The following is an 11,853-nucleotide window of genomic DNA, read 5'->3' on the forward strand; positions in this document are numbered from 1 at the left end:
TAGAGAATAACATAAAAAACCTCACAGGTTTCAGAAACCTGTGAGGTTTGTTTTTTATCTTCCATAACTGAAACAACCTGCAATGATGAAGAAGATCAAATCCCTAAGTATTTTGGAAATTATTGGATTGGTATTTTCCGTGTATGTGATAGTCCGGTTTATCATTTTTACTGTAAATGCAGCTCTGGACGGTTGGAACAATCCATTTTAAGCCATAGAACCTGAATTGTGATAAAACCTCACGGGTTTTGAAAACCTGTGAGGTTTGTGCTTTATAACCTATCGATCACCATGAAAATTTTAGAAACGCATATAGTTCCTGCAATTGATGATGAAATTCGATTACAGGAATATGCAGTTTCTATTTTTGAAACCATTCCATCCCGAAGCGGTATTAAAAAAGCTATTAAACGAAAAGAAATCCTGCTCGATGGCAAACCCGCAAGTACATCCGACTGGGTAACAGAGGGACAGAAAATCGAATTACTACAGGCCGAAAATGGTAAAAAAAAGATCTTCACTCTAAAACTGGAAGTTTTATATGAAGATGAAGATTTGGCAATTATCGATAAACCTTCAGGCATTCCTACCAGCGGCAACTATTTTAAGACTGTTGAGAACGCACTGCCCTTTAATTTGCAAATTTCAGCTAAAAAGAGTGCTCTTCCTGCCCCTTTACCTGCCCACAGGCTCGATAATCCCACTAGCGGAATCCTGATTTGTGCTAAAACAAGACCGGCACTTATTAAAATTCAGGAAATGTTTCAGAAAAAGGAAATTCAGAAGACTTATCTGGCGTGTACCACGGGTCGAGCCCCAAAATTGGCAATTTTCGACTCACAAATTGAAAATAAACCTGCAGTTACACGAATTGAAGTTCAGGAATATTTCAGTAATGACAATTTGGAGTACTCGCTTCTAAAAGTATTTCCGGAAACAGGAAGAACACACCAGATCAGGATTCATTTATCCCAAAATGGACTTCCGATCGTTGGGGACAGGCAGTACGGAGGAGAAATTCAGCAAAAATTTAAAGGCCTGTATTTAGCTGCAATAGGAATAAAATTGAAGCATCCGGTTAATGAAAAAATGTTGGATGTAGAACTTCCACTTCCGAAGAAATTCTTAAAAATAAAAACTCTGGCGCAGACTCCTTAACAAAAATTTACCACAAACATGTACTGTGCCAAAGCAAGTATAGCTTTGTTTTTCTTATTTTTGTAATAAAGCCGAAGGAACTTTATGCTTAAGCAACAATTAAATTTCAAATTATCTCAAAAACTGTCTCCACAACAGATCCAGTTAATGAAACTGATCCAATTGCCTACCCAGGCTTTTGAACAGCGTTTAAAACAGGAGATCGAGGAAAACCCGGCTTTAGAGGATGGTAGGGAAGAATCGGCAGATGAATTTGAAGATAATTTTTCTAATGAAAATGATACTGAGGATGATAATTACGACGAAGCATTAGAAGATTTTAATGTTGATGAATATTTAAGTGATGATGAAGTCCCCAGTTACAGGTTAAATGCCAATAATTATAGTGCAGACGATGAGGATAAACAGGTGCCTTATGCATCTGGAACCTCTTTTACCCAACATTTAAAAACTCAGTTAAGTACCTTCAGATTTAATGAAACTGAACAGGAAATTGCGGAATTTCTTGTGGGTAGTGTAGATGAAAGTGGATACATCCGCAGGTCTGTTCAGGACATTGTGGATGATCTTGCATTTACACAAAATGTCTATACTGACGAGGAGACCGTTGAAAAAGTTTTACAACGCGTGCAAAAACTGGATCCTGCGGGAGTGGGCGCCAGATCTCTACAGGAGTGTCTTCTTATCCAGCTTAAAAGGAAAGAAAGTACAGAGTCCGTTTCTCTGGCTTATGATCTTCTTGAACAGTCTTTTGATCACTTCAGTAAAAAACATTATTCCAAACTTCTATCCAAACATGATATTTCTGAAGATCAACTGCGGGATGCCATAGAGGTTATTGAACATTTGAATCCTAAGCCCGGCGGTGCCTTTTCAGGAAATACAAGAATGACAGAACATGTTATTCCTGATTTTACCATAAAAATTGTTGATGGAGACCTGGAATTAAGTCTTAACGGAAGAAATGCACCAGAGATGCATGTTTCCCGGGACTACAGCGATATGCTTAAAGGCTACAAAGATTCGAAGAAAAAGACGAGAGAGCAGAAGGATGCCGTAATGTTTATTAAGCAGAAGCTGGATGCTGCAAAATGGTTTATAGAGGCTATAAAACAGCGACAGCAGACGCTGATGGTTACCATGAGCTCTATCATGAATTACCAGAAAGAATATTTTTTAAGTGGCGATGAGCGTAACTTAAGGCCAATGATCCTTAAAGACATTGCCGATGAAATTGAGATGGACGTTTCTACCGTGTCAAGGGTAGCCAACAGCAAATATGTTGATACTCCTTACGGAACAAAACTGATCAAAGAATTCTTTTCAGAATCTATGAAAAATGATCAGGGTGAAGATGTTTCTACCCGGGAAATCAAAAAAATTCTGGAAATTTCCATAGGTGAGGAAGATAAAAAGAGGCCGCTTACAGATGAAAAACTCGCAAAAGTTCTTAAAGACAAAGGTTATCCAATAGCAAGGCGAACAGTGGCAAAGTATCGTGAGCAGCTGGATATTCCTGTAGCCAGATTACGTAAAGAAATTTAATGAAACTCTTGCTTAAAAGTGCCTCTTACGTTTTTCACCCCTTATGGATGCCATTTGCAGGAAGCCTGCTTTATTTTTTACTCACCCCACGATTTTTCCCTATTGAGCTTATTAAAGTAAAAATGCTGGCTATTGCTATCATTACGATGTTTATTCCAATTGTATTTTACTTTCTCCTGAAAAATCTAGGCAAGGCCAGTTCGTTATTTCTAAGTGATGTACAAGAACGAAGATGGCCGCTCTTCTTTTTTATACTACTCAACCTGATGATACTTTTCCAGGTTTTGAATTCCTATAATTATCCTGCTCTTTACTTTTACTTTGTTGGCATTCTTTTCTCTACAATAACCTGTTTTATAATGGCCATCTTCCGCGTGAAAGTCAGTTTACATCTTGTTGGCCTCTCGGGGCTAACAACGTTTATTGTAGCACTTGGAGTGCACTTTCATCTCAATCTTATTTTTACTATTGCTTTTCTTTTCACCGCTTTAGGCCTTACCGCCTCCTCCCGTCTTATCTACAAAGCACACAATAACCTTGAGCTTGTACTGGGTTTATTTATAGGCCTTATATCACAGTTGATAGTGGTAAATTACTGGCTATAAGATATAAAACATAAGACCCATTTTTAGCGTGGAAAGTTCTACCTGTTCATCCTGAATGTAGGCATCTTTAAAAAATGAATTGAGACTGTAGTAGAAATGGAAATTAAAGGTATTATAACCGAAAGTAAAGGTTGCACCTAACCGAAACCTGTCGAATTCCGGAACCTCTGTCTGAACCACCTGATTAGCCTCCTGGACAAAGTTTGATTTCAGATGATATACATAACCCAACCTTAGTCCTGTATAAACACGCCAGAATTTGTAACTCGTAGCGGTTGATGTTCTCCATCTAAACTCTATGGGTGCCTCAATAAGCTGTGTGGTAAATCTATTTGTGTCATAAGATATATCATTATCGAGGCTTCTAAAAATAGATTCTCCCGCCTCTGTTTCACCTATAAACAGATTTTGCCCATAACTATTAAGTGACCAGCCTAAACCGATTCCCAAAGCAACATTACGGCGCGAGTTGAGAGGAAAATCCCTAATTAGGCCAAGGTGAAATCCACCTGAAAAGCCAGATTGTTCAATAGATTCAGATTTATTAGTAAGAAGATTAAAACTAAAACCTACATAGATCTGATCTTCCCGATATACACTATCTATTACTGTTGGAATAGTATCTCCAACTCTTATAATCAGATCCTTTTCTTCCTGACAAAACGATTTGCCGTAAAATAATAGAAAAAAAAAGAACAAAAACAATTTAGCTTTCATTGAGGTGATGAGGTTTCAGCATAAATATAAAAAAACATCCTGTTCAAAGATATGAACAGGATGTTTTTAAAAATTTTATTTTCTAAAAAGAACTACTACAAATTCTGAGTTGCATCACCGGGAATTACAGTGTAGTTAATCTTAAGGGCTTCCGCCTTTCGAAGTTCTTGTTTAATATCAGATACAAGTCCCATGTTAGTCTCGCCATCAACTTTAAGAGCTGTTGTCAAATAAGGTACAAGCTCCTCTCTTTTTGATTCTCTCTCCTGGAAAATAAATTGCTGAACTTCAGAAACGTTTGCGAACTTATCATTTAACTGAATACGCGCTTCACTTCCGAACTGAGCCTGATATCGTTGACTGGGTTTCCCAGCATAGATATACATAATAAGATCCTTTTTATCTAACTTTTCTACCTGGTCTGCAAATGGTAATTTGTTTTGTACCATTAAGGTATTTTGGCGCATTACCGTGGCAACCATGAAGAAGAAAAGTAACATAAAAACGATATCCGGTAAAGAAGCGGTATTTACCGCTGGTAGTTCTCCACCTTTTTTCTTCTTAAATTTAGACATAATAATAAATTAAAATTTTTAGTTCAAAAAGCTCATTAGCTCTTTTTCGGCTCGGCTTCAGACAGTTTCTGTGGTATCATATTCTTGATAACTTCGATTCTCTCCTCCAACTGCTCCTTGTCTCCGTTATACCTGGGATCAGAATAAGCTGCCTCCATTTCATTAAAGCTAACGTTATAAATTCGTTGAGCTTCTCTGTTTCTCAGGAAATTATATGCTGCAACAAGTTCATTTTGAACTGCAATATATGTTCCATACTCCGTACCACGGTTATTCTGCAAAGAAATAACTGCTTTTTGCGGATTTACAGATAACTCCGGATCTGCGGGACCCTGACAAAAGTCACAAGCCTCATCTCCAACTCCTCCTCCATTGTCCAGGAAGACTATAGCTGCCTGGCGCAATTCACCGATTTCCATAGGTTCATCTTCAACGAGTAAATCATTATTACTGTTAACAATTACTTCAAAGACGTTACGCATCTTTAATACCGGTGGTTCAACATCTTCATCCTGCCATGGCGGAAGCTTCCTGCTAATACCTTTATCTGTTTCAATGGTTGTAGTAACCAGGAAAAAGATCAAGAGAAGGAAGGCAATATCTGCCATAGAACCTGCATTAACTTCTGGTGATGCTCTTCTAGCCATAATTTATTTTATTAATTTTCTCACCCCTGAGAGTACCATCGCTCCCACTGCAATTGCAGCAAGGATATAGAACGTAACAAGACCTGCACCCACCCAATGTGAACCACTGGCAGACAGAACATCTCCGTCCTTAAGCACTATCTCGTTTCCATCAGTTATCACGTAAGCAACAATAACAATTACCGCAAAGGCGCCCACAGAAATAAGAGTATTTTTTATGTTTCCTCTAAAAAGTCCGGCGATTACAAAAATAACAACCAGAACCACAACTATTGCCATTACTATGTAGGCTACCCACATAAAGGGATCCAACACACTGGCTTGAAGATCGGCTGATGCATCAATCGCATCATCACCCGCCATAATGATCCTACCCAGCAGGATAAGCCCAATTACACCGATGACTAAAGCCAAATATTTTAATATCTTATGTAAGGTCATAATTTATATTGGTCTTAAATTCTTTTTCTGTTCTTGTAATCTACCAACATATCGATAAGCAGAATAGAAGCATCTTCCATATCGTTAACGATACTATCTATTTTAGCAATTATATAGTTGTAAAAAATCTGAAGTATAATAGCAACAATTAAACCAAATACCGTTGTTAAAAGTGCTACTTTAATACCTCCGGCAACTAAAGATGGTTGCATATCCCCGGCAGCTTCAATTCTATCAAATGCCTGAATCATACCAATTACCGTACCCATGAAACCAAGCATTGGCGCCAGAGCGATAAAAAGAGAAACCCATGATACATTCTTTTCAAGCTGTCCCATTTGCACTCCACCGTAAGCAACAACTGCCTTTTCAGCAGCCTCGATACTCTCATCTGCACGGTCAAGACCCTGGTAATATATAGAAGCCACAGGACCTCTTGTATTCCTACATACTTCTTTAGCAGCTTCAACACCTCCACTCTTTAGAGCATCTTCAACATCCTGTGCTAACTTTTTAGTATTTGTTGTAGAAAGGTTTAAAAAGATAATCCTCTCAATAGCAATGGCCAAACCAAGAATTAAACAAAGAAGCACAATCCCCATAAAGCCCGGACCACCTTCTATAAAACGTCGTTTTAATTCCTGATGAAAACCGGCAGTCTCTTCTTCGCCTACTTCATCAGCCGCCGCAGCATCTTCGTCTTGTTGAACAAAGGTTACCGTAGTACTCGGCAATGTATTAACACTGTTTGCCGCATTAAGATTTACGGCTCCAAGCACCATAATCGCAGCGATTACCAAAATAGAAAATAATCTTTTCATTACTGTTTGTCTTAATTTAATTAGTTAAAGGGTAAATATAAAAATAATTTTTTAATAAAACACTTAGCAGAGAGGAAGGGATTCGAACCCTCGATACGCTTGTGGCGTATACACACTTTCCAGGCGTGCGCCTTCGACCACTCGGCCACCTCTCTATTAAAATGTTGAACGGTGCGGCAAATAACAAAAAAAATAATACATCATCAAGCATGCTGCGTTAATTTTTAAGCCATTTCACCCCTTAAAGATGTTTCAAATATAGTTTTAAATATTTTGGCTGATAAATTTTTTGTCAATAAATACATCATTTTTCCAACAGCAGCCTCTGTTGTAATATCTTTTCCCGAAATCACGCCAATTTTTTTAAGTTCCATACTGGTCTCATACTGCCCCATTGTAACACTTCCCGCAATACATTGCGTAACATTTACAATTCTAAGTCCCAAAGATATTTTTTCTTTCAGTATATTGAGAAACCATTCATCATTAGGGGCATTCCCACTACCAAAAGTTTCAAGAATCACACCTTTTAGATTTTCTTTCGACAGCATATGTTCGACTGTGCTTTCACTTATGCCGGGGAACATCTTGAGAATAAGAATATCATTATCCAGGTTTCTATGAAGTTTAAGTTTCTGTTTCCGTTCCGGCTTCCACAAATCAGTTTCATGAACTGAGAGATAGACGCCAGATTCAGCTAAGGGTGAATAATTCGGCGAAGCAAAGGCCTGAAAATGTTCAGCGTTTATTTTTGTTGTACGATTGGCCCGATATAATTTATACTCAAAATAAAGCCCTACTTCAGAGATTACAGATTTGCCATTCTTCCGAAGACCAGCAATTTGTATACTTGTGATTAAATTCTCTTTGGCATCAGTCCTTAGATCTCCTATTGGTAATTGAGATCCGGTAAAGATTATCGGCTTACCGAGATTTTCAAACATAAAACTCAATGCAGAAGCTGTGTAGGACATTGTATCACTCCCATGCAAGATTACAAAACCATCGTATTTGTCGTAGTTCGCTTCTACAGTTTCTGCTATTTGAAGCCAGCCATCAGGATTCATATTAGACGAATCCACGGGATCCTTAAAACTTAAGGTTTCTATTTCATGTTCCAGAAGTTTTAATTCCGGAATATTCTGCAGCAATTCATCAAAATTAAAAGCTTTAAGAGCACCTGTATCATAATCTTTTATCATGCCAATGGTCCCCCCGGTGTAAACTAACAGGATCCTAGCTTTCGTTTTCATACAGACCTTCTTTGTTAACTACAGGATTTGCATACATAAGCAGATAACTGTTAACCTCAAGGGAATTCTTAAGATCTACTCTACGCATAAGCCTTCTTTCAAATTGTCTCTTTTGTTTGTCTGAATATTCAGAACTATATTTCCCATGATTCTTTAGTAAATCATAAGCAATATAATTTGCAGGCCATAATTTGTAATTATTGTGTATCTCCTGATCAATTTTCTCTGCCACGACTTTTATCTGATCGTTTACAGAGCTTTGCTGAGCTTCAATTTTAGCAAAGATTTCATCTTCCATTACTCCGCAGGCACTAATATGGATTCTTCCTTTCTGGCCTAATGCCCCCTGCATAATTGAATTAAAATCTTCGTTGGCAGATTTTACATAAGTTTCCTTCATCCTTTTTGCCATGATTTCTGGCATCTTCAGAATATCTGTAGGATCAAACTCATAAGAAATAGCAACAGGAACTATCTTAAGTGTCGAAAAATACTCACAAAGACTCATGTCTTTCTTGGCCATTGCCAGCATCTTTAAAACTCCCTGTTGTGTATGGTCGCTACCGTCTTTTGTCCGCCCTTCCCGCTGCGCCATCCATACTGAACGATTATCTTTGAAGTGCAATTTTCTTATGTATTCTGAAAGCTTAAAAGAACTTTTCAGCATTTCCCTTGGACCGAGCCCTCTCAGAACTAGAAAGTTTCTATTAAGCTTTGAAAGTGCCAAAAGAAAAGGTTTCCGCACCAGGTTGTCGCCAATTGCAGAAGCAGTCATTATCAAGTCATGGTCGTATAAAGTATAATTTAATAACGACGTATCCAGTATAATGTCCCTGTGATTAGAAATAAAGAAATAAGCCTGATCTTTCTGCAAATTTTCAAACCCACTATAAGTAAGACCTTCAGTGCTTTTTTCCAATACCTTATCTACAGAGTGATAAATAACTCTGGTCTGAAAGTCCCTGATGGACTGACACTGAAGTACCAGCTCCTCAATTTCGGAAAATTCCTTTTCCGGAAAAGTAAACTGAAGTAAAGCCTTTACCATTGGATGCCTTACATATTGCCGCAAGGCCTCCTCTACTTCCTCATCTTTATAAAATCTTATATCCTCAAATTCTTGCACAAAATTCTCATCTTAGCATGCCCGGTGGGCACTTATTAAACCAAAAAGCCTTTGCATGGCAATATAAGCAAACAATGTTAATGGCTTATACCGGCAAATAAACAAAATATAAAACAAGAAATAATTACCTCCCAAATATTACTTCTGAATTTGCAGTAGTTATTTCTGCAACTTCCTTTAATTCAATCTTATATATTTCGGATATTTTTTTTGCTATTTCTTCAAGAAAGACCGGTTCGTTTCTTTTTCCGCGGAAAGGAGTTGGTGCGAGATAGGGTGCATCTGTCTCCAAAACAATATCCTGAATAGGAATTTCATTTAGAAACCTGTCAATTTTGCCATTTTTAAAGGTCACCACCCCACCAATACCGAGTTTCATATTATAAGACAACGCCTTATGCGCCTGCTCCAGGGTTCCTGTAAAACAATGAAAAAGCCCAAAGAGATCATCTGCTTTTTCATTTTCCAAAACTTCAAAGACCTCATCAAAGGCTTCCCGGCAGTGAATAACTATTGGTAATTTGTATTTCTTCGCCAGCTGAATCTGCTTCTTAAACGCCTCCTGCTGAATTTGCAAGGTACTCTTATCCCAGTGCAGATCTATTCCAATTTCTCCAACAGCACAGAATTCTCTCTTTTTAAACTGTTCTTCGACATGATCAAGTTCATCTTTATAATCTTCCTTTACATGCGTAGGGTGCAGACCCATCATTAAGAAAATATTATCAGGATAATCCACCTCCAGATCGTACATAGCCTGTGTATATTCTGAATCTATAGCCGGAATAAAAAATCTTTTAATACCCGCATCAATCGCTTTTGCAATTAATTCCTTCCTGTCTTCATCAAAAGCTTCGCTGTATAAATGGGCATGTGTATCGGTTAAAATCATAAATGCAAAAATAATTTATTTTGAAGACCTATCTTTGTGAAAAAAGAAAGAATGTCAACTTTAAAGAAATTGCTTGAAAAGAAAGGATATCAGCGTATAAAATTTAAGTACACGAAGACTAACCATATAGAGATAGAAGCTAAAATAAATAACATCGAGGGTAATTTTATTCTCGACACCGGCGCCTCAAGCACCTGCGTAGGAATGGAAGCAGTGAAACATTTTGAATTAATTGCTGAAGACAGTGACGTAAAAGCAGCCGGGGCCGGAGCTACAAATATGCTCACCCAGATCGCCCAGAAGAACAGAATAGAAATTAAAGGCTGGAAAAAGAAGAAGGTAGATCTGGTACTTTTCGATCTAAGACATGTAAACGAGGCCCTTTTGAATCATGAAGCTGAAAAGGTTCATGGTATTATAGGGGCAGATATTTTAAAACGAGGAAAAGCGGTAATAGACTACGGCAAAAAAGCCCTTTATCTCAAATGATACAAAAAAAAGGGGGAATTTCCCCTTTTGAATATTGGAGTATTAATTTAACTTTACCTGAAATAAAGTAAATTAAAAATCCTGTCTTATCAAAAATAGAGTTCTCACACCAGCTTTTCTTACGATCTTGATGATTGCCATAGCTGCTGTGCTTTTCTTAAATTTGGTTAATTTATTTCTCTTGTTTTAATCTTACCTATAAAACAGCAGAGGCAGCATTAATTAAATGCTGCCTCTGCTGTTTTAATTTTTAAACTATTTAAAGCTCCAGAGATCTCTTCACATCGTTATCCATTAATAACTCCTCTGGATTCTCCAGCGCCTCCTTTACTGCTACGAGGAAACTTACAGATTCTTTCCCATCAATAATTCTATGATCATAAGATAAGGCCACATACATAATGGGGCGTATTTCCACATGACCATCTATAGCTACGGGCCGCTCCACAATATTATGCATTCCCAGTATCGCACTTTGAGGAGGATTAATAATTGGAGTAGAAAGCATAGATCCAAAAACACCTCCATTAGTTATAGTAAAGGTACCTCCCGTCATTTCATCCACAGTAATATTTCCATCCCTTGCTTTTAGCGCCAGACGCTTCACTTCAGCCTCCACACCTCTGAAACTCAAGTTTTCGGCATTTCTCATTACAGGAACCATTAAACCTTTAGGCCCGGATACGGCTATACTGATATCTTTATAGTCATAATTTACCTGATAATCTCCATCTATCATGGAATTTACATCAGGGAATAATTCCAATGCACGCGTAACAGCAAGCGTAAAGAAAGACATAAATCCTAAACTTACTCCATGCTTATCTTTAAACTCTTCTTTATATTTTTTACGAAGTGCAAAAATCGGGGACATATCTACTTCATTAAAAGTAGTTAACATAGCCGTTTCAGTTTTCGCACTAACCAGTCTTTGTGCTACTTTACGACGCAGCATCGACATTTTCTTGCGGGATTCGCCCCTGTTTCCGGTTCCTGGTGTTCCCATAGAAGCTTTTGCTTCTACGGCATCATCTTTTGTTATCCTACCATCTCTTCCAGAACCTTTAACCGACTTTGAGTCTATTCCTTTTTCATCCAAAATCTTTTTGGCCGCAGGAGAAGGGCTTCCACTTGCGTAACTATCCTGCTTCTGAGAAGGAGTGCTAGACTTTGAAGGCTGTTCGGTTTTAGCCGGAGCCTTATCAGAACCTGATTTCTCAGAGTCCAATTCCTTTTCACTTCCGGAGCTAGCGTCCTTGCTTTCCTTTTCCTGCTTTTTCGCTTCTTTATCTCCTCCACCAGGTTTTTCGGCTTCCGTATCAATAAGGCAGACAACCTCACCAACGGCTACAGCATCACCTTCTTCGGCTTTCAAAGTAATTATTCCGCTGGCTTCTGCCGGAAGTTCGAGTGTAGCTTTATCACTATCTACTTCGGCAATTGCCTGATCTTTTTCAACATAATCTCCATCTTCCACTAACCATTGTGCAATTTCAACTTCGGTTATAGATTCCCCTGGAGAAGGAACTTTCATTTCTAAGGCCATGATCTTAATTTTTATTATGGTTTCTGCCGGAACAGAAA

14 protein-coding genes and 1 tRNA gene are annotated in these 11,853 nt (G+C 38.0%); 5 read left to right on the forward strand and 10 right to left on the reverse strand.

What is annotated here, in order from left to right:
• The first annotated feature begins 82 nt into the window (after nucleotides 1-82).
• From RM541_RS02380 to RM541_RS02395, 4 genes are all read left to right on the forward strand, one after another.
• On the forward strand, nucleotides 83-211 hold the full coding sequence (locus RM541_RS02380; RefSeq protein WP_311498621.1) for a hypothetical protein: 129 nt from the start codon (nucleotides 83-85) through the stop codon (nucleotides 209-211).
• Nucleotides 212-291: 80 nt separating this feature from the next.
• The gene (locus RM541_RS02385) at nucleotides 292-1,158 is read left to right on the forward strand and encodes an RluA family pseudouridine synthase (protein WP_311498622.1); all 867 of its coding nucleotides are present in this window, start codon (nucleotides 292-294) and stop codon (nucleotides 1,156-1,158) included.
• A gap of 84 nt (nucleotides 1,159-1,242) precedes the next feature.
• Complete coding sequence (gene rpoN, locus RM541_RS02390; RefSeq protein ID WP_311498623.1) at nucleotides 1,243-2,703, forward strand: RNA polymerase factor sigma-54; 1,461 nt, start codon at nucleotides 1,243-1,245, stop codon at nucleotides 2,701-2,703.
• The gene (locus RM541_RS02395; protein ID WP_311498624.1) at nucleotides 2,703-3,308 is read left to right on the forward strand and encodes a hypothetical protein; all 606 of its coding nucleotides are present in this window, start codon (nucleotides 2,703-2,705) and stop codon (nucleotides 3,306-3,308) included. The genes rpoN and RM541_RS02395 overlap by 1 nt, the downstream gene beginning before the upstream one ends.
• Here the strand turns inward: RM541_RS02395 and RM541_RS02400 are convergent.
• From RM541_RS02400 to RM541_RS02440, 9 genes are all read right to left on the reverse strand, one after another.
• Nucleotides 3,303-4,025 (reverse strand): porin family protein, encoded by a 723-nt coding sequence (locus RM541_RS02400; protein ID WP_311498625.1) that lies wholly within the window; start codon nucleotides 4,023-4,025, stop codon nucleotides 3,303-3,305. The genes RM541_RS02395 and RM541_RS02400 overlap by 6 nt on opposite strands.
• 95 nt (nucleotides 4,026-4,120) lie before the next feature.
• Nucleotides 4,121-4,600 carry an ExbD/TolR family protein gene (locus tag RM541_RS02405; RefSeq protein WP_311498626.1) on the reverse strand — a complete coding sequence of 160 codons (480 nt, stop codon included), beginning with the start codon at nucleotides 4,598-4,600 and terminating at the stop codon, nucleotides 4,121-4,123.
• Nucleotides 4,601-4,635: 35 nt separating this feature from the next.
• Nucleotides 4,636-5,247, reverse strand: a complete 612-nt coding sequence (locus tag RM541_RS02410) for an ExbD/TolR family protein (protein ID WP_311498627.1) — start codon at nucleotides 5,245-5,247, stop codon at nucleotides 4,636-4,638.
• A 3-nt stretch (nucleotides 5,248-5,250) separates the two neighbouring features.
• Nucleotides 5,251-5,688, reverse strand: a complete 438-nt coding sequence (locus tag RM541_RS02415; RefSeq protein ID WP_311498628.1) for a hypothetical protein — start codon at nucleotides 5,686-5,688, stop codon at nucleotides 5,251-5,253.
• 14 nt (nucleotides 5,689-5,702) lie between these two features.
• Nucleotides 5,703-6,509 (reverse strand): MotA/TolQ/ExbB proton channel family protein, encoded by an 807-nt coding sequence (locus tag RM541_RS02420; RefSeq protein ID WP_311498629.1) that lies wholly within the window; start codon nucleotides 6,507-6,509, stop codon nucleotides 5,703-5,705.
• A gap of 67 nt (nucleotides 6,510-6,576) precedes the next feature.
• Nucleotides 6,577-6,664: transfer RNA gene (locus RM541_RS02425), tRNA-Ser, on the reverse strand.
• A 69-nt stretch (nucleotides 6,665-6,733) separates the two neighbouring features.
• Nucleotides 6,734-7,762 carry an asparaginase gene (locus RM541_RS02430; protein WP_311498630.1) on the reverse strand — a complete coding sequence of 343 codons (1,029 nt, stop codon included), beginning with the start codon at nucleotides 7,760-7,762 and terminating at the stop codon, nucleotides 6,734-6,736.
• Nucleotides 7,746-8,888 carry a 1-acyl-sn-glycerol-3-phosphate acyltransferase gene (locus RM541_RS02435; protein ID WP_311498631.1) on the reverse strand — a complete coding sequence of 381 codons (1,143 nt, stop codon included), beginning with the start codon at nucleotides 8,886-8,888 and terminating at the stop codon, nucleotides 7,746-7,748. The genes RM541_RS02430 and RM541_RS02435 overlap by 17 nt, the downstream gene beginning before the upstream one ends.
• Nucleotides 8,889-9,012: 124 nt before the next feature.
• Nucleotides 9,013-9,780 carry a TatD family hydrolase gene (locus tag RM541_RS02440; protein ID WP_311498632.1) on the reverse strand — a complete coding sequence of 256 codons (768 nt, stop codon included), beginning with the start codon at nucleotides 9,778-9,780 and terminating at the stop codon, nucleotides 9,013-9,015.
• A gap of 51 nt (nucleotides 9,781-9,831) precedes the next feature.
• Between RM541_RS02440 and RM541_RS02445 the strand changes: the two genes are divergently transcribed.
• Nucleotides 9,832-10,269 (forward strand): retropepsin-like aspartic protease, encoded by a 438-nt coding sequence (locus RM541_RS02445; RefSeq protein ID WP_311498633.1) that lies wholly within the window; start codon nucleotides 9,832-9,834, stop codon nucleotides 10,267-10,269.
• Between the two features lie 259 nt (nucleotides 10,270-10,528).
• Here RM541_RS02445 and odhB read toward each other — a convergent pair whose 3' ends face one another.
• Nucleotides 10,529-11,815 (reverse strand): 2-oxoglutarate dehydrogenase complex dihydrolipoyllysine-residue succinyltransferase, encoded by a 1,287-nt coding sequence (gene odhB / locus RM541_RS02450; RefSeq protein WP_311498634.1) that lies wholly within the window; start codon nucleotides 11,813-11,815, stop codon nucleotides 10,529-10,531.
• Between the last annotated feature and the right edge of the window lie 38 nt (nucleotides 11,816-11,853).

The organism is Autumnicola psychrophila, assembly GCF_031846645.1.
Classification (GTDB): domain Bacteria; phylum Bacteroidota; class Bacteroidia; order Flavobacteriales; family Flavobacteriaceae; genus Autumnicola; species Autumnicola psychrophila.